This window comes from Clostridium sp. Marseille-P299 (assembly GCF_900078195.1).
Classification (GTDB): domain Bacteria; phylum Bacillota; class Clostridia; order Lachnospirales; family Lachnospiraceae; genus Lachnoclostridium.
In genome coordinates, this window is record NZ_FJVE01000004.1 from 333,640 (window position 1) to 351,117 (window position 17,478).

At 34.0% G+C, this 17,478-nt stretch carries 17 protein-coding genes and 4 tRNA genes; 2 read left to right on the plus strand and 19 right to left on the minus strand.

Going from position 1 to position 17,478, the window contains the following annotated elements:
* The first annotated feature begins 242 nt into the window (after positions 1 to 242).
* Positions 243 to 860 (plus strand): hypothetical protein, encoded by a 618-nt coding sequence (locus BN4220_RS01410; protein WP_066712551.1) that lies wholly within the window; start codon positions 243 to 245, stop codon positions 858 to 860.
* On the opposite strand, the gene BN4220_RS01415 is transcribed toward BN4220_RS01410, so the two are convergent.
* The 17 genes from BN4220_RS01415 to mazG form a co-directional block, all read right to left on the minus strand.
* Positions 832 to 1,557, minus strand: a complete 726-nt coding sequence (locus BN4220_RS01415; protein ID WP_066712554.1) for a 3'-5' exonuclease — start codon at positions 1,555 to 1,557, stop codon at positions 832 to 834. The two genes, BN4220_RS01410 and BN4220_RS01415, sit on opposite strands and share 29 nt — an antisense overlap.
* A 1-nt stretch (position 1,558) precedes the next feature.
* On the minus strand, positions 1,559 to 2,227 hold the full coding sequence (gene nth, locus BN4220_RS01420; RefSeq protein ID WP_066712557.1) for an endonuclease III: 669 nt from the start codon (positions 2,225 to 2,227) through the stop codon (positions 1,559 to 1,561).
* 14 nt (positions 2,228 to 2,241) lie between these two features.
* Positions 2,242 to 3,981, minus strand: coding sequence for a B12-binding domain-containing radical SAM protein (locus BN4220_RS01425; RefSeq protein WP_066712559.1), 1,740 nt, complete (start codon positions 3,979 to 3,981; stop codon positions 2,242 to 2,244).
* Positions 3,982 to 4,075: 94 nt separating this feature from the next.
* Positions 4,076 to 4,146: transfer RNA gene (locus BN4220_RS01430), tRNA-Gly, on the minus strand.
* 263 nt (positions 4,147 to 4,409) lie between these two features.
* Positions 4,410 to 4,495, minus strand: a tRNA-Leu gene (locus BN4220_RS01435).
* Between the two features lie 3 nt (positions 4,496 to 4,498).
* A tRNA-Tyr gene (locus BN4220_RS01440) sits at positions 4,499 to 4,580 on the minus strand.
* A 545-nt stretch (positions 4,581 to 5,125) separates the two neighbouring features.
* Positions 5,126 to 6,979 carry an ATP-dependent zinc metalloprotease FtsH gene (ftsH, locus tag BN4220_RS01445; protein WP_347477042.1) on the minus strand — a complete coding sequence of 618 codons (1,854 nt, stop codon included), beginning with the start codon at positions 6,977 to 6,979 and terminating at the stop codon, positions 5,126 to 5,128.
* A 21-nt stretch (positions 6,980 to 7,000) separates the two neighbouring features.
* Positions 7,001 to 7,522, minus strand: a complete 522-nt coding sequence (gene hpt / locus BN4220_RS01450) for a hypoxanthine phosphoribosyltransferase (protein WP_066712561.1) — start codon at positions 7,520 to 7,522, stop codon at positions 7,001 to 7,003.
* Positions 7,523 to 7,556: 34 nt separating this feature from the next.
* Positions 7,557 to 8,963, minus strand: coding sequence for a tRNA lysidine(34) synthetase TilS (gene tilS / locus BN4220_RS01455; protein WP_066712563.1), 1,407 nt, complete (start codon positions 8,961 to 8,963; stop codon positions 7,557 to 7,559).
* Between the two features lie 177 nt (positions 8,964 to 9,140).
* Positions 9,141 to 10,640 (minus strand): SpoIIE family protein phosphatase, encoded by a 1,500-nt coding sequence (locus BN4220_RS01460; RefSeq protein ID WP_066712564.1) that lies wholly within the window; start codon positions 10,638 to 10,640, stop codon positions 9,141 to 9,143.
* A gap of 226 nt (positions 10,641 to 10,866) precedes the next feature.
* Positions 10,867 to 10,940: transfer RNA gene (locus tag BN4220_RS01465), tRNA-Met, on the minus strand.
* Between the two features lie 119 nt (positions 10,941 to 11,059).
* A complete protein-coding gene (locus BN4220_RS01470; protein ID WP_066712566.1) occupies positions 11,060 to 11,353 on the minus strand; it encodes a hypothetical protein in 294 nt (97 codons plus the stop codon).
* Positions 11,313 to 11,963 carry a spore cortex biosynthesis protein YabQ gene (gene yabQ, locus BN4220_RS01475; protein ID WP_066712569.1) on the minus strand — a complete coding sequence of 217 codons (651 nt, stop codon included), beginning with the start codon at positions 11,961 to 11,963 and terminating at the stop codon, positions 11,313 to 11,315. The genes BN4220_RS01470 and yabQ overlap by 41 nt, the downstream gene beginning before the upstream one ends.
* 16 nt (positions 11,964 to 11,979) lie before the next feature.
* The gene (gene yabP, locus BN4220_RS01480; RefSeq protein ID WP_066712571.1) at positions 11,980 to 12,264 is read right to left on the minus strand and encodes a sporulation protein YabP; all 285 of its coding nucleotides are present in this window, start codon (positions 12,262 to 12,264) and stop codon (positions 11,980 to 11,982) included.
* A 79-nt stretch (positions 12,265 to 12,343) separates the two neighbouring features.
* Complete coding sequence (locus BN4220_RS01485; RefSeq protein WP_066712573.1) at positions 12,344 to 12,583, minus strand: RNA-binding S4 domain-containing protein; 240 nt, start codon at positions 12,581 to 12,583, stop codon at positions 12,344 to 12,346.
* Between the two features lie 96 nt (positions 12,584 to 12,679).
* The gene (locus tag BN4220_RS01490; RefSeq protein WP_066712576.1) at positions 12,680 to 12,955 is read right to left on the minus strand and encodes an HU family DNA-binding protein; all 276 of its coding nucleotides are present in this window, start codon (positions 12,953 to 12,955) and stop codon (positions 12,680 to 12,682) included.
* A gap of 341 nt (positions 12,956 to 13,296) precedes the next feature.
* Positions 13,297 to 14,007 (minus strand): nucleoside triphosphate pyrophosphohydrolase, encoded by a 711-nt coding sequence (gene mazG, locus BN4220_RS01495; RefSeq protein WP_066712578.1) that lies wholly within the window; start codon positions 14,005 to 14,007, stop codon positions 13,297 to 13,299.
* A gap of 217 nt (positions 14,008 to 14,224) precedes the next feature.
* Here mazG and BN4220_RS01500 point away from each other — a divergent pair, with 217 nt between their 5' ends.
* Positions 14,225 to 16,003 carry a glycoside hydrolase family 2 protein gene (locus tag BN4220_RS01500; RefSeq protein WP_066712585.1) on the plus strand — a complete coding sequence of 593 codons (1,779 nt, stop codon included), beginning with the start codon at positions 14,225 to 14,227 and terminating at the stop codon, positions 16,001 to 16,003.
* Between the two features lie 84 nt (positions 16,004 to 16,087).
* Here the strand turns inward: BN4220_RS01500 and BN4220_RS01505 are convergent, their stop codons facing one another.
* Positions 16,088 to 17,065, minus strand: coding sequence for a patatin-like phospholipase family protein (locus BN4220_RS01505; protein WP_066712587.1), 978 nt, complete (start codon positions 17,063 to 17,065; stop codon positions 16,088 to 16,090).
* 67 nt (positions 17,066 to 17,132) lie between these two features.
* Positions 17,133 to 17,456, minus strand: a complete 324-nt coding sequence (locus BN4220_RS01510) for an MGMT family protein (protein ID WP_066712589.1) — start codon at positions 17,454 to 17,456, stop codon at positions 17,133 to 17,135.
* Positions 17,457 to 17,478 lie beyond the last annotated feature (22 nt).

Below are 17,478 nucleotides of genomic sequence, written 5' to 3' on the forward strand. Positions count from 1 at the left end.
ACGACTTCATTGACATTTATCATTATTCTATGTATATTTGAAATAGATATACATTTTAATGATAAGTTGTCACAAACACAGAAGTGTCTTTTTATTTGTTAAAATGCAGCTACAACGATGGATAAAAGCATAGAAAGTACGAGTAATAAGATAATAACTGTTGAAATTATTCTTTGTGTTTTTTTATTTCTAAAATTCATGTTGTTCACCTCTTTCCAATTTTACTGAAAGGTCGTGTTATTATGCCCGCAACTTTAATCTGTATTATGATTTTCGTTATATGGTTAAAATACCAATTATCAAAATCCTCGAAACAATCCACAAAGGAAGCTAGTTCATTCTGGGATAAAGAAAATAAGTCTAATTTTGTTCGAAAAAAAGATATCTCAAATTTAGATTATATATCCATACCTCTTGATACTTTACCCTTTCAAGAAAATGCAAGTCAAGAAATTAATTTTATTCAAAATGAAATTAGAAAACTTGCCACTAAGAAAATTCTCAATTTAACCGGCTATTCTAATACGGATTTAAAACTTACATACGGCACTGCTAACATTAATGTCTTGTCTGATTATGATCAAAATTACACTTTCTTAATTCGTAATTTGCATAAATGGGCCACTCTTTTATATGATGCAGGTCAATTAAAAAATGCAAAAACTGTTTTATTATTTGCAATTGATTGCCGCTCAGATATCAGCGGCACTTACATTTTGCTTGCAAACATATATGAGATGGAAAAAAATCCAGACAAGATTTTGGAACTAATTAAAATTGTTGATTCCCAAAATAGTCTGATAAAGGAGACCGTCCTAAATTCCTTAAAAACTATCTACGAGAAAGCATGCCATGATTGAGTATAATTTTATCAATTAGCTTAGAAGCACTACTCTTCGTAAGTTCATCGAGATTTACCTTTTCACTAATATTATGATACTCCATTAAATCAAGCAAGTACTTTTTCTGTTTTGCAGTTATAGGTTCTTGCTTTTTTGGTTTATAATTCAGTACCTCTGGCTCAAATTGATCATCCAATTGTTTTTTATCTTCTATACACTTTTTTATCAAACCTTCATACAACTCTGCCGCTGCTTTTGCATCATCGTACGCACGGTGCTTATTCTCTCTTATAATTCCGTATTTCTCACACATTGCCTCTAAGGTTCTGCTTGGTAATTCAGGATGTATCACTTTAGCAAGTCTTAATGTGTCAATTCCCCTAGTTTCAAAACTATACCCTAGACGCATTGCTGCAGTTTTAAGAAAGCTAAAATCAAATTTTATATTATGTCCAAGAATTAAATCGGTATCAAAAAATTCTAAAAATTCAGGAAGAACTTCTTTGATACTTCTTGCATCTTCTAGCATTTCATCAGTAATTCCAGTTAAGTCAACTATTCTAGATGGTAAAGTAATCCCAGGATTTATAAAACTTGAGTAAGTATCCACTACTTCACCATCTACGTACTTGACTGCCCCAATTTCAATGATTGCATCCTCCTCTGGACGCAATCCAGTCGTTTCAATATCGACTGCTATATATGAGCGTTTCATTTTATGAAACCACCTTTCTACCCTCTTTGCATAAATCCTTTAAAAAGCATTCCATGCATTTTGGACTTCGTGCAGTACATATACTTCTACCATGTGTGATGATCTGGATATTGTATAAAATCCAATGATCTTCTGGCAGAATTCTCATCAAATCATATTCTATTTTCTCTGGGTCTTCTTCTTTTGTAAACCCAAGTTTTTTTGAAATACGCTTTACGTGAGTATCTACAACAATACTTGGCTCATGAAAGATATTTCCGCGAATTACATTCGCTGTTTTTCTTCCTACCCCAGCAAGAGCGGTAAGTGCATCGATATCATTTGGAACTTCACCATGGTACTCAAGGAGTAATGTTCTCATGCATGCAATAATGTTTCTCGCCTTATTACGATAAAATCCAGTAGAATGAATATCCTTTTCTAATTCTCTAACATCTGCATTTGCAAAATCTTCGATACTTGTGTATTTTTTAAATAAATCTTTCGTAACAATATTTACTCTCTCATCCGTACATTGTGCACTTAGCATCGTAGCAATCAATAGCTGCCAAGCATTTTCATGGTTTAAGTAACACTTATATTCCGTTGTATAATGCTCATCTAATAATGCTAGTATTGCATTAATTCGCTCTCTCTCTGCTTTTGTAACACGCTTTTTTGTTACTTTCAATGAACTCTTCCTTTCTAAAAGAATCCCTTTAGTTTTTTAGTCATTGCTGCCTGAGTTAAAGGATCTTTCTTGCTATAGTCAAATACCACATAACAATCCTCTTTCTTTAAAGGGCTTCCTTGAATCAGTGCTTCTACGTCTATTGTAAAATATTCCAAATGAATCATTTCACCAAACTGACCTCTGATTTCTTTGTTTGACATAAATTCCTTAAGATTTGCCTTATAAGAATCTGTAGAACATGCAAAGGCTGGTCTGGCTTTTAATTTTTCACGAAGGTATAAATCATATACAAGGATTTGGTCAAATACCTCATAGTAATCCTCATCCATAACGCGTTCCTCTCTAATAAAGGAACGTAATATCTCGTATCGTTTCATTCTAGAGTGGTTCATGCCAAAGAGCCCATTCTTTTCATAATAAACTCCAAGGCTTTCAAACAATGTAAAGGCATCACTAAAATAACGCTCTAAAAATCGTACTGTATGGGTAAATTGATCACTATTGTAATACACTTCTACCATCTCTTCCACTGCTTTTAAACGGATGACATCATCATATGGCAACCAATTCGTATACAATACCTCATAAGGAGCAATTTCTTTGTAAGCGATACCATACTCCTCACTCTTATCACGCATTAATGAACCTTTTAATACCTTTAAGAACCCTAATTGAAGTTGATCTGGTCGCATTGCATAAACATCGTTAAAGGACTTCTTAAAGGAATTATAATCCTCAAATGGCAAACCTGCAATCAAATCTAGATGCTGATGTACATTATGGGCTTTTTTTACCAAGGCTACATTTCTTGCAACCTTTTTTAAATCCATCGTTCTTTGTATCGCTATAATCGTTTCTGGATTCGTTGATTGCACACCAATCTCAAGCTGTATTAAACCTGGTCGTAAAGTAGCAATTAGCTCAATTTCATCATCCGTAAGAATATCTGCTGCAATTTCAAAATGAAAATTCGTAACACCGTTGTCGTGCTCCCTAATAAATTCCCAAATCGCCATAGCATGTTTCTTATTACAATTAAACGTACGATCAATAAATTTAACTTGTGCCACTCTATGTTTTAAAAATAATAATAACTCTTGCTTTACTAAGTCGATATCTCTAAGACGAACACGTTTATCAATAGAGCTTAAACAATAACTGCAAGAAAATGGGCATCCCCTGCTTGTCTCATAATAAATAATACGGTTTTCAAACGTACTTAAATCCTGATTCTCTTCGTATAAAAAGTCATAGATAAATGGTAGTCTTGAAAAATCCAGTGGCTCTCTTACTTTTGTTATTACACATTTTCCATTTTGATCACGATATGCAATGCCTCTGATATCATCTAATGTTCCTTCATTCTTTACGTAATGTCTTGTCAAATCAAGAAAAGTAGCTTCCCCTTCACCAATCATTACTCCATCCACTTGTGGCATACTGTCTAAAAATTCTTTTGCATCGTAGCTTACTTCAGGACCACCTACCCATATTTTAACGTCCTTATCTAATTTACGATATTCACGAATAATTTCTCTTATTAGTCCAATATTCCAAATATAGCATGAAAATGCTAATACATCTGGCTTTTGTTTATATATCTTTTGTAAAATATCATCGGAATAATTGTTGATTGTAAACTCTGCTAAGAAGATATGTTCTTTAAACTCCTTCGCATAGCACTTTAGACTATAGATTGCTGGATTAGAATGGATATACTTTGCATTGATCGCAGTTAATAATATTTTCATAATGTCCTCCACACTGCCAAAGACAGATAAAATACGGAGCTAAAAGTACTCTTTGTATTTTTTTATATTATAATCTATTTTTGGGTACACAAAAAGCGGGTGATGGGAATCGAACCCACGTATCTAGCTTGGAAGGCTAGTGTTCTACCATTGAACTACACCCGCATGTCTACTATACTTATTACGACAATAGATATTCTATTATTTGAATCAATCGTACAACTTAACACTCACTGATTCGTTGTTATTTGTTGTTCTCTTGAACATTGATTATTTTATCGTAATTCAGTTTATTTGTCAACTATTTTTTTAACTTTTTTAATTTTTTTTAAAGCATATCTAATTACATCAATAAAAGGCTAAAATGAAGTTTCGAAAAAACAAAAAAAAGAAATTCCATCGTCTAGAATTTCTCTCTCAGTATATACTGCCGGCGACCGGAATCGAACCGGTACGGGAGATTAGTCCCGCAGGATTTTAAGTCCTGTGCGTCTGCCAGTTCCGCCACGCCGGCATATGGATGGAGAAGGATTCGAACCTTCGAAAGCGTCGCTAACAGATTTACAGTCTGCCCCCTTTGGCCACTCGGGAACCCATCCTTATTGGTACTGACAAGGATGAATTATAGCACACTATTTTTAAAGAATCAAGCCTATTTTTAAATTTTTTTTATTTTTTTTAAATTTCCTGTTCTAATATGCAAAATCAGTAAGTATACTATTATATTTTTACAATATACAATTGTGAATATACTTTTATATTTTTATAATACCCAATTGCAAATATACTGTTATATTCTTACAATTGGGTATTATAAAAAAGGACAGCTTTACGGGTGCTGTCCTTTTTCGGAGAAGGTATTTTTGTTACTTATGGGGTGTAGCAAAAACTATATAATGTATTGGGGTTTACGTGTATTATTATAACATCCATGCACATATAAGTGTGCACAAACATTATTCTAATTTGTATTCTTTTTTGTTCGTTTTCACAGTGGCTAAATTATCCAGCAAAAACTCTCTTGTAAACTCATCTAATTTTTGTCACTTTAAAAAGACTTTTTTATACTAGTGTAAAAACTAAAAATAGCTACACACCCCCTGTCTATATGACAGGAAGCGTCTAGCCATTAAAAAAGCAGTTTTTAAATTTCTATGTTTAACGACTCGATATTTTCGCCATCATGAAATAAAGCTTCAAACTCCTCACGTCCGATTCTTTCTTTCTCAATTAAAAGATTTGCACAATTATGCAATATATCCATATGATCGATAAGAATCTTCTTTGCTTCACTATAGCAATCATCAATGATTTTTCTTACTTCTTCATCAATCTTACTAGCGATTGTTTCACTATAACTTCTTGTGTGAGCAAGATCACGACCAATAAATACTTCGTCGTCGTCATTTTCATAATTAACCATACCAATGGTATCTGTAAAACCGTATCTAGTAACCATACTACGTGCGGTTTTTGTTGCTACCTTAATATCTTGAGAAGCTCCTGTTGTAATATCATCGAAAATCAATTCTTCTGCGATTCTACCACCAAGACTTACAATAATATCTTGACGCATTCTTCCCTTAGTATTAAACATCTCATCCTTTTCAGGTAATGGCATTGTATATCCTGCTGCACCATTTCCTGTAGGAATAATTGAAACCGTATAAACTGGTCCAACATCAGGAAGCTTATGGAATAAGATTGCATGACCAGCCTCATGATATGCAGTAATTTTCTTTTCTTTATCTGAAATAACACGGCTCTTCTTTTCAGTACCAATGCCTACTTTGATAAATGACTTTTTAATATCTTCTGCTACGATATAGCTACGATTATCTTTTGCTGCTGCAATCGCAGCTTCATTTAATAGATTTTCAAGGTCAGCTCCAGTAAATCCTGCTGTAGTTTGTGCAACCTGTTTTAAATCTACATCTTCTGCCAATGGTTTCCCTTTTGCATGAACATTTAAGATTTCTTCTCGTCCTCTAACATCTGGTCTACCAACCAATACTTTACGATCGAAACGTCCTGGACGTAAAATTGCAGGGTCTAAGATATCTACACGGTTTGTAGCCGCCATTACGATAATACCTTCATTTGCACCAAATCCGTCCATTTCAACTAATAACTGATTTAATGTCTGCTCTCTTTCGTCATGTCCGCCGCCCATACCAGTTCCTCTTCTTCTAGCAACGGCATCGATTTCATCGATGAAAATAATACATGGAGAATTCTTTTTCGCTTCTGCAAATAAATCTCTAACACGAGAAGCACCTACACCAACAAACATTTCAACGAAGTCAGAACCTGAGATTGAGAAGAATGGAACTCCTGCCTCGCCAGCTACTGCTTTCGCAATTAAAGTTTTACCTGTTCCTGGAGGTCCCTCAAGTAAAACACCTTTTGGAATTCTAGCACCAACTTGAATATACTTTTTCGGTGATTTTAAGAAATCAACGATTTCTTTTAATTCTTCTTTCTCTTCCTGTAAGCCTGCAACATTTTTAAATGTTGTTTTATTACTCTCATCAGTCGTCATCTTAGCACGGCTCTTACCAAAGTTCATCACTTTGTTATTACCGCCGCCACCGCCACTCATTTGACTTGTTAAGAAAGAAAACATTAAAATAATTACTACAAAGCCAAGTAGATATGGTAATACACTTGTTAAGAACCAGCTTGGTTTTTCGATATCATGCACGACTGGCGCAACTCCCTCGTCCATCGCTTGCTGTTCTTGATCTTTTATATCCGTCGAGTTAAACGTATACGTATTACCGTCGTTTAATTCGACTTTAATACGTCCAGTGGGAACTTCTTCATTTGGATAAATCTCCACTGATTTAACGTTACCATTTTTTAAACTCTCTAAATATTGTACTTGGCCAAAATTCTTAGAGCTACCGTTACTTAAGCCTTCTGACAGGTAAACGGCCGCCATTATTATCAATAGGATAACGGCGTAAAAACCGTATCCCCTCATCGACTTTTTCAATACGTAGCCTCCTTTTTATTTTTATTGTTCCACCACACCTACAAATGGAAGATTTCTGTATTTTTGCATATAGTCAAGACCATATCCAACCACAAATTCATCTGGAATTTGGAATCCACTATATTCAACTTTAACATCTACTTCTCTACGTTCTGGCTTATCTAGTAATGTACAAATCTTTAAGCTAGCAGGAAGACGACCCTTTAATAAATCCATTAAGTAAGATAATGTTCTACCGGAATCGATGATATCCTCTACTACTAAAACATCCTTGCCTTGAATTGATTCATCTAAGTCTTTTACAATTTTAACTCTACCAGAACTTACGGTTGCGTCTCCATAACTACTTACTGACATAAAGTCTATGGAAACTGGAACTGTAATGTGCTTTGACAATTCTGTCATGAAGAATGCTCCACCCTTTAAAATACAAATTAAATGTATTTCTTTACCAGCGTATGCCTTACTAATTTCTTCCCCCAATTCCTTGATCCTAGCGTCTATTGTTTCCTCCGATATTAGTACCTTAATATTTTCTGCCAACGTACTGCACCTCTTTCTTTATTCCTTAACTAATCTACTTACCGTTATCGGTACTTATTTTATCTGCTTTAACAACAAGTACGGTTTTTGTTTCCTCATCGATACGGTACCCTTCCGAAGTTCTACCTTCCAAAATCCATAAAACATGATTTCCATCACAAATTAGTGGTATTTTGTCTCTTAAATCACTCGGAATTTTGTTGTCTACAAAAACGGATTTCAATGATTTTTTACCACCCTGCTTACTAATTTGCAGATAATCACCGATCTGTCTCGTTCTTATTACAACAGCAGTCTTTATTTTATCATAGTCAAACCATTTCGTATAGCCGTTTTTCGGAATTATCATTGAATTTTTATATTCTAACAATTCAAAAGAAATGAAATATCCGCAACTTTCTAATTCATAAGTCCCAGGAATCGTTACCTGATAATATAATTCCTGACTCTCATGACTTTTATTTGATATTTCCTTTGAAAACGCAATACTATGATAAGTTCTCTTTGCAATGAGACCATATGGTAAATGAATATACTTTCCTACTTGTTTATTCATTAAAGCAATGATATCCATAATATGCCCTTCTTGGATGTCTTTTAATTGCTTTACCCACAAAAAAATAACTTTTCTTATTAAACTTTTTTGAATTGCAATATTCAGCTTTGAAAATCCTTCTAAATCAATCTCAAAACCATCCTGATTTTCATGAACAACTTCATCATATGCCTCTTGCGTTACTAAATCAATATAATCAGCAACTTCACTTAACTGTTCTGACATTGAAACAATATGCTCCATTGCTTTTGTATTAATTTCTCTTTCAGCAAATGGTAAAATTGTTAGCCTTATTTTGTTCCTTGTATAATCTTCTAAAAGATTTGTGGCATCCACATGAAAAGGAATCTTATTTTTTTCTAAATATTTTTCGATTTCATTTCTGCTGGTGTTAAGTAACGGTCGTATAATTTTATCTCTTTGTGGCTTGATTCCGGTCATTCCATGAATCCCACTTCCGCGCAATAGATGAAATAACACCGTCTCTGCATTATCATTCTTATTATGAGCAATGGCTATTTTATTACAATTATGTTTTTCACACTCTTCATAAAAAGCCTGGTATCTAACATTTCTACCTGCTTCTTCTTCAGACCATCCATTATCACATGCAATCTCTTTTACATTCTTACTAACTACATGCACATGAACTCCATGCTCCCTACAATAATTAACGACAAAATCTTCATCTTCCTTAGCTTCTTGCCCACGAATATTATGGTTGATGTGAACAACAAAAAGACTTAGATTATATTCTTCTCTTAGTGTTAATAGCACAGATAACAAGCACATAGAATCCGCGCCTCCAGATACTCCTATCACAACACGGTCATTGTCACAAAGCATATTAAACTGCTCTACATATTTCTTTACTTTGGTAATCATAAATCACGTTAGCCTTTCTTCAACGTAGATTTTAAGGAACAATAAATGTGTTATGCACATTCTCCGATGACACGCTACCACAAAAGTGACGAACTACTTAACGTGTCATTTACACAAGTATTCTACAACGAAGACTGGTAAATAGCAAGTATTCCCAATCAAAATAAAACCTTTGTATTATTTTTCCCATATTCCTGAAACTAAAACCGTCATATCATCTACAGGTTCATAGGAATGCTGCATTAGGGCTGCTGTTAAGATAGCATTGGCTATTTCTTGAGGGCTTTTACAAGTAATATTCATAATTACCTTTTGAAGAAACTCCTCTTTTTCTTCCTCGTCTATACAATCCAACACCCCATCCGATACCATGATTACAAAATCACCATCATATAACTTTTTACATTTTCGCTCAAACTCAATTCGATTTAACATTCCAGCAGGCATCGTTGTTGAACTAATGGTTTCAACCCAATTACTTCTCTTTATAAATGTAGTTGCTGCTCCTACTTTTACAAATTCACAAGTGCCAGCACACAAATTTATAACGCATAGATCCACCGTTGAGAACATTGTATGTTCTGATTTTAAAACGAGTACAGAATTTATTAGTTTAACAGCAGGTTCTTCTTGAAACCCTGCTTCTAAAAACTCCTCTAATAATTCTATTACCATTTCGCTTTCTCTAGAAGCTTCTTCGCCCGTTCCCATACCATCGGATAGCATCATTACAACATCCGAGCTATCTGGGTATAAAAAGGAAAAGTTATCCCCTGATAATTCGCCTTTAACTTTTGACGCCCTTGCCACTCCCGTTAGTACTTTAAAGTTTGCATCCTCACAAAATACATAGTCGGCATAGTCTTTTCCAATTACATTTCTTGAATCCTCTCTTGGAACGAATTTCTTGTTAAGGGCAAGTCCAACAAGCATTGCTGCTTCTTTGGTTGTAATGCAACGTCCATCTTTACACTTTGCACGAATATGTAATTCCATTCCTCTATTTTCACGCTCAAACATCATGACTCTTTGCACTTTTACACGATGGGATCGTAGCTTAGTATTAATTTTTCTTTTTTGTAATTCTATGATCTCGCCTGTGCTGCAAATATCATTGGAAAATTCCTTTACAATCCTTGCAACTTCTTCTAATTGACCAGCAACAGCTTCCCTACTTTCTGCCAGTCGATTATGCCAAGAAAGTTTCATCTTAGCTAGCATTAAGTTTCGGTTTGTTTCTGTAACAAATCCCTCAGAATTAATACAATGTTTTAGAAAATGTTCGGGCAAATCCTTAAGCGTCACCATACCCTGTTCTTTGGCTTTATCAAGGAGAATACAAGTTGCATTGTAACTCTCTTCAAAATGTTTCTCCCAGCACATTCTGCATTTACTACAATTTCCACATAAATGACCAGAAATCCCCTCAAACACAAGATTCATGTCTTCTCCATCCAATGTTGATTTTGGATCTGTAAGCTGCTCAAAACTAAGCGCCAACTTATTAAATGAACCCGAAAGTCCTTCTAAGCGTTTTCTTGCCGTATTTTCCAATTCCTCTTTTACATAATTTCCGCTACTAAAAGTTGCTCCTCCCTTTCGTATCAAGTTCTGAATTATAGTTACGACGCATACAAGTACTATAAAAATGGTTACCCCTAACATAGTATTTATCATCCCAACCACCAAGCCTTTCTTCTTAATATAACTTACGCCAATACGCCTAAGCCGTGTAATTTCGCATTATAATGGTGGGGTCGTAAAATATTTGTCATTTGAAAGGCTTATAATCAAAAAACTTTTTGACAATAAATCCTCTAGATTAAGTTAGAACTCGAATGAAGGGTATTGATTTTGTTTAAGAAATTAAAAAAAAGAGGCATTACTGCCTCTATATATCAAATAGCGAAGGGGGGATTTGAACCCTCGACACCACGGGTATGAACCGTGTGCTCTAGCCAACTGAGCTACTTCGCCGAAGTGACAAAGCACATTATATATGGTTTTTTATATATTGTCAACACTATTTTTTATCTTATTCATAAAAAATATAAGATAATTAAGATAAATACCTAAGTACTCAATAATGCTTGTCCTTATTCTCCCTCTTTAAATAAAACCTCATCCTCATACACAAGTCCAAGTGCTTCTCTTGCAACATCTTCAACAAACTTCTTTGTCTGCATATAAGCCTTTTTATCCTCAAGCTCTTTTGCAACTTCATTCTCTTTTTCAATCTGTTGATTTAGCGCTTCTTTCTTAAGTTCTTTTGTCTTATATTCTTTCTCTAAATCTTGACGTTTATAAATTACAATTCCACAAATAAACATTACCATAACAGCAATGAGTCTAAGACCGGTTCTTCTTCTTTTTTTTCTTACTCTTCTCATCTTTCTCATCCTCATCAATTTTTTCAACTGGGCTGTGAATCAACTCAAAACTTCCCTTTGGACTTTTCTGTAATTCTGGTATGGTAGGCAAATTCGTTGCCTTCTTCGTCCTTTTCTCTTCACGTTTAATTCTAACCTTTTCTGCATGGTTTTTCAATCGTTTTTGCACAATTAATGCGAAAAAGTTAAACCGCCTCTTGCACTTTCTTGCAACAAAACGTAAAAACTTCTGAATGCGCTTTATTACAAAACGAAATGGCTTTAATAATATAGTAAGTACCTTACGGATAAATGCTATTATTTTCTTAGTTACTGTGGTTACAAATGTAACAACCATATTGCTAATGGTATTGCGATAAACAATCATACCCAGTGTAAGTCCTATTATAAAATACCAACGTATGGTTCCATGATTTTTTGTATACATCATCTGAAATATAAGTACACCAGAAACTACCCAAAAAACAACATCTTCAATTGCAGTAATAATACCATTATGTTTTATAATATTACGAAAAATAAGGAGGCAGTCATAAATAAAAAACAGAAATACCCCCCAAAAAAATGATGCTATAAAAAAATTTAATTCAGCTAGGATAGCTCTATTCATTACGTACACCCCCGAATTATTTAAATAAACGTTTTAAAACGGATTCTCCTGATTTATTAAATCCTTTTAATTCTGAGTATACAAAGCTATCCATATTACCTGTGATATCTACTTCGCCTTTTTCAAGGGTTAATCTACCAATATGCAATTCTGTCCCACGAATCATAAGAATACCAAATTCGGTCTCTAGAATAATTTCATGATCATCAAAAGATTTTACATCTTTAACACCAGTAAGCCCGGCAACCTTACGATCACATATATTAATTACATGCTTTTTTACTTGTCTATTATCTTCCATCTACATTCCCTCGCATTATAATCTACATACCATTGTTAATATATATGCGATGGAGCTTAAAATCATGCTGGTTTACTTATTATAAGTACTTGTAAAGTTCTTTTGCGTCATCTTTTCTTGTGGTCTCTTGCACATCAAGTACTTCAACTCTAACTGCTTTACTTCCAAAACCGATTTCAATGATATCCCCAACCTTAACATTTGTAGACGCTTTTGCTGGCTTATCATTAATTAGAACTCTACCTGCATCACATGCTTCATTGGCAACTGTTCTGCGCTTTATTAATCTGGATACTTTTAAATATTTATCTAACCTCATATGATACCTTCTTTCTTAAATCTATTGTCGAAAAAAGCTGTTTTGAAGTCATCTTCAAAACAGCTTTAGATTCTTATGTTTACCTAGAACAATTAATTATTTATTAATAACATCCTTTAATGCCTTACCAGCTTTAAATTTTGGTGCCTTGGAAGCTGCAATAGTGATAGTTTCCTTAGTCTGTGGATTTCTTCCTGTTCTAGCTGGTCTTGCAGAAACTTCAAATGTTCCGAACCCTACTAATTGTACTTTTTCACCTTTAGTTAATTCTTCTGTTACAACATCGATAAATGCTTTTAATGCCTTCTCGGAATCTTTTTTAGATAATTCTGTTTTTTCTGCAATAGCTGCAACTAATTCTGCTTTGTTCATGGATAAACTCCTCCTCTAAAGTATTATTATAATAGTTCTTTCTGAATAATCAAATTTGATTATCTCACACGTCCCCATAGAGCCATTGCTCATCTTTCGGGCATTCAGGTGAATACGCTTAAAATGCACGCTACATGTGATTTCACCTTCAATCTATTTATAAACTTATTATGCGCATTTGTCAAGGAATTTTCTGCATTTATTTCCAAAATCACAGAGTTTTTTTCTGCAGATTCCTTGAAACGAAGAAATATTTTAATTTCTAGTTCTAATATCCTATTATTTCTTCAAAATATAGTAAATATACGTAATTAATTGTACTTCTTCCTAAAAAGAATTTCTTAGTTTATATTTGCTTCATAAGTCTCAATAAATTCTTCGATTGCATCACTTAATGCGTCTTCGGTATCAATTTTATGCCTTTTTGCAAGTTTTGTTATATCAAGCATTAGCTTTCCAATTAACTCCTTGTTTCGAAGATTACTCTTTTCATTACTCTCACATCTTAATTCTTCAATTGCAGTACTCATGGAAGAAATAATTTCCGCTTCTTTTTCCTTTACATGATATAACTCTTCCGCTTTTTTTAATACCTTAGATGCTCGAATCAGTGGTGGAAACGACCTTGGGATATATCTTAGCGTATCCAATTCATTTTTTTCTCTTTTTTCACTTTTCTTAATAGCTTCCCAAGATTTAATGACATCTTTTGCATTTTTTACTGCTTTGCTTCCAAACACATGGGGATGGCGACGTACCATTTTTTCTGATATTTCATGTATTACATCTTCCATTGTAAATATGCCTTCTTCCTTTGCAATCTGGCTATGCATTACAACTTGTAGTAATACATCTCCTAGCTCTTCTCTTAAATTAAAATAATCCCCTTCTTTTTCGTAACGATTAATACCTTCAACCACTTCATAGGCTTCTTCAATCATACACTTTTTAAGACTACTATGTGTTTGTTCACGATCCCATGGACAACCGTCCTCTGACCTTAATTTACGAACAATCTCTTCAAGATCTTCAAATTTATATTTTGATTCCATATTTTTTTCTCCATATAAGGAAATTATAACAATCTTTTCCTTTTTACATCAAGCTTTAGTATATCATGTATTTATGTTTTCGTAAACATTTCCCATAATGTTTAATATTATATCTTAACATAAACTATCAGTAATAAGCGTATTTTTTCATTTATTCCCAGTTATAAATGGAATTATATGAATATATCTGGTATACTTTCCCTAATTGGAGGTTGTTATGCTATCTACAAATTTTAGTAAAAAAATAAATAAAAAGAGTATTTTACCAGAATATCCACGTCCAAATTTAAAGCGAGACAGCTATATAAATTTAAATGGCTATTGGGAATATGCCATTACCACAACTTCAGATTTTCCTTCTGATTATGATGGTAAAATTCTTGTCCCTTTTGCTCCTGAATCTATGCTATCAGAAGTCAACAAGCGCTTAGGACCAACGGAATATTTATGGTATCATAGGACATTTCAAACACCACTTACGGATAAAAACCACCGCCTTATCCTTCATTTTGGTGCAGTGGATCAAACTGCTACGATATATATAAACAACCAAGAAACTACGACACATCACGGTGGTTATTTGCCGTTTTCAATAGACATCACAGATTTTTTAACGGAGGATATGAATATCCTAATTGTTAAAGTTAAAGATGTTACCGATACATCCTATCATTCCAGAGGAAAACAAAAGTTAGAGCCTGGTGGTATGTTTTACACACCAATTAGTGGCATTTGGCAAACCGTGTGGATGGAGTGTGTACCGCTTAACTATATTGAAAAATTAATGATAACTCCAAGATTTGATGAGGATAGTGTTCATATTAAACTTATCACAAGAAATATAACATCCAATGATTCTAGTCAAGATGTTGCTGAGCTTTTTATTTATGCTGATAATACGATTGTTGCTCATGAGTTTTTTAACGATTCCTTTGAGAAAACTGTAAAACTAAATGAAATACATCCTTGGTCTCCTGAACATCCTTTTATATATGATGTTAAAATTACTTATTGCCATGATAGCGTAATGAGTTATTTCGCAATGAGAAAGTTTTCAACTAATATTGATAAAAGTGGGACATTGCGATTGTTTTTAAACAACCAGCCTTATTTTCACAATGGTTTATTAGATCAAGGCTATTGGCCAGAGAGTCTTTACACCCCACCAAGTGATAAAGCCATGATTTATGACATTATGATGGCTAAGAATTTAGGCTTTAATATGCTTAGAAAGCATGCAAAGATTGAACCACTACGTTGGTATTACCACTGCGACCGAATTGGAATGTTAGTATGGCAAGACATGGTGAATGGTGGATCGTCCTATCATATGTGGTTTGTTACTTACATGCCAACCTTATTTTCCATCATTGCTAAAAATATAAAGGATAATCAATATTATCTACTTTCACGCTCTGATGAATTGGGACGTAAGGAATTTATAAATGAAACAAAGGAGACGATAGAACTATTATATAACTTGCCTTGTATTGCTATGTGGGTACTTTTTAATGAAGGATGGGGGCAATTCGATGCCGTAAAGATTACTGAATATGCGAAAAGCTTAGATTCTACACGAACCATTGATAGCACAAGTGGCTGGTTTGATCAAAACACTGGAGATGTAAAAAGTCTTCATATCTATTTTACTCCCCTTCGTTTCCATAAAGAATCAAGGGCTGTTGTTCTTTCCGAATTTGGAGGTTATGCTCTAAAACTAAAGAAACATTCTTACAGTGACAAAATTTATGGCTACCGAATCTATAAAAACAAAGAGGCCTTATTAAAGGCATATCATAGGTTATATACAAAAAAGATTATCCCGGGAATTAAAAATGGCCTTTCTGCCTCTGTTTATACCCAGTTAACTGACATCGAAGACGAAATTAATGGCTTAATGACCTATGATAGAAAAGTATTAAAACTTGATGCAGATACCGTAAAGCAAATAAATAAGTCACTGGCACAGGAATTTTATGATAGAGCAATTCTTTAAGAATGCTTTTGTTTTTATAATAAAAAAGTGTTGTAACATAAGAAATATCCTGCGCATCCTTATGTACAACACTTTTTATTTTAACTAAATCTTTTTTGTAAGTCGCTTTGCTATCTCGTCAATCCGATATTTCTCACGCATTGCCAATTTCTCACCATACCCAATAAATAATTCTATGGCTTCGTTTGAAGCATCGTCCATTCCTGGAATTTCATTTTCAACAATCCATTGCATTCGATAATAATCTTGTGGCTGATTGATTGACTTATACAGACGTTTTAATTGATAATCCACGGTTTGTTCACTGCCATCCATAAAGACATCTAAAATTGGTTTTGCCCATTGAAATAATCCCCACCGTTTCACCTCATCATAAGAATAACTTTTAGGATTATTTACATTCCCTATAGATAACAGCATAATATCGTTTATACCATCGCACTTCGGCAGCTTTAATGCCTCAATCAAGGCACAAAGTGCAGGATTATTCGCCACCACTCCTCCGTCAATTACGCAGTTTTCACATTGTTTTCTAACTCTTAAACAGCTTGGTGGAAAATATGTAGGGGCTGCTGTCGAAGCCAAAATAGCATCCTTTAACAAATAGTTTCTCTTTGGATCTTTTCTACTAGATACTGTATTAAAAAATACAACATCTCTCTTTGTCATATCATAAGCAGCTAAGAGACATGGCTTTCTTAATTCTCCGATGGTTGTAGTTTCAAAAAAATTATCTAGTAATCTTTTAAATGGTCTATTTGTGTATTTTGCACCAAACAATGGAAATAAATAGTTTCTCTTAAAAATATCTTTTCCATGAATTAAATAAAAATCAAGAATTTCTTGTGCCGAATACTTTGATTCTCCCTGGGCTGTTGGGTATAAATATAATGCAGTTAAAATTGCCCCTGTACTAGTTCCTGCAATTAAATCAAAATAATCTGCAATTCTAGCATTTTCATTCCCACTATAAAGTTTTAGTTTCTCTTCTAGGTGTTTTAAAACGATGGCAGAGACAATCCCCTTCATGCCTCCGCCATCGATTGATAGAACTCTTTTCATTCCATCATCCCTATTATACTATTTCTAAACTATATGTGGATTTCTATCTTTCTACCACTAAATTTAATTATAATAAACGTTTTTTCCATTGATATTTTTCCATATCAATATTACCGTTTTCTAAAAATTCAACGCCTTCTGCAATAAGAAGTTCACGTTGTTTATTTTCTCCTCCAAATGCAAAGGCTTTTGAAACCTCACCATTTTTTGTTACAACCCGGTGGCAAGGTATTACACCTGGTTCAGGATTCGAATGGAGTGCATACCCAACAACCCGTGACATCCTACGATTTCCCGCAAGTTCAGCTACTTGTCCATAGGATGCTACACTCCCATAAGGAATCTGCTTAACAACTTCATATATTTTTTGAAATGTGCCTTGACCTCCCACGAATTATATCCCCCTTCCGCTT

What these genes read in the sequence shown, in the direction of transcription:
- BN4220_RS01415 (WP_066712554.1), bottom strand. Translation starts at nt 1,557, where the DNA reads ATGAAACGCTCATATATAGCAGTCGATATTGAAACGACTGGATTGCGT.
- tilS (WP_066712563.1), bottom strand. Translation starts at nt 8,963, where the DNA reads ATGATTACCAAAGTAAAGAAATATGTAGAGCAGTTTAATATGCTTTGT.
- mazG (WP_066712578.1), bottom strand. Translation starts at nt 14,007, where the DNA reads ATGGAATCAAAATATAAATTTGAAGATCTTGAAGAGATTGTTCGTAAA.
- BN4220_RS01500 (WP_066712585.1), top strand. Translation starts at nt 14,225, where the DNA reads ATGCTATCTACAAATTTTAGTAAAAAAATAAATAAAAAGAGTATTTTA.
- yabQ (WP_066712569.1), bottom strand. Translation starts at nt 11,963, where the DNA reads ATGAATAGAGCTATCCTAGCTGAATTAAATTTTTTTATAGCATCATTT.
- BN4220_RS01470 (WP_066712566.1), bottom strand. Translation starts at nt 11,353, where the DNA reads ATGAGAAGAGTAAGAAAAAAAAGAAGAAGAACCGGTCTTAGACTCATT.
- BN4220_RS01410 (WP_066712551.1), top strand. Translation starts at nt 243, where the DNA reads ATGCCCGCAACTTTAATCTGTATTATGATTTTCGTTATATGGTTAAAA.
- BN4220_RS01490 (WP_066712576.1), bottom strand. Translation starts at nt 12,955, where the DNA reads ATGAACAAAGCAGAATTAGTTGCAGCTATTGCAGAAAAAACAGAATTA.
- BN4220_RS01485 (WP_066712573.1), bottom strand. Translation starts at nt 12,583, where the DNA reads ATGAGGTTAGATAAATATTTAAAAGTATCCAGATTAATAAAGCGCAGA.
- yabP (WP_066712571.1), bottom strand. Translation starts at nt 12,264, where the DNA reads ATGGAAGATAATAGACAAGTAAAAAAGCATGTAATTAATATATGTGAT.
- BN4220_RS01505 (WP_066712587.1), bottom strand. Translation starts at nt 17,065, where the DNA reads ATGAAAAGAGTTCTATCAATCGATGGCGGAGGCATGAAGGGGATTGTC.
- BN4220_RS01425 (WP_066712559.1), bottom strand. Translation starts at nt 3,981, where the DNA reads ATGAAAATATTATTAACTGCGATCAATGCAAAGTATATCCATTCTAAT.
- BN4220_RS01460 (WP_066712564.1), bottom strand. Translation starts at nt 10,640, where the DNA reads ATGATAAATACTATGTTAGGGGTAACCATTTTTATAGTACTTGTATGC.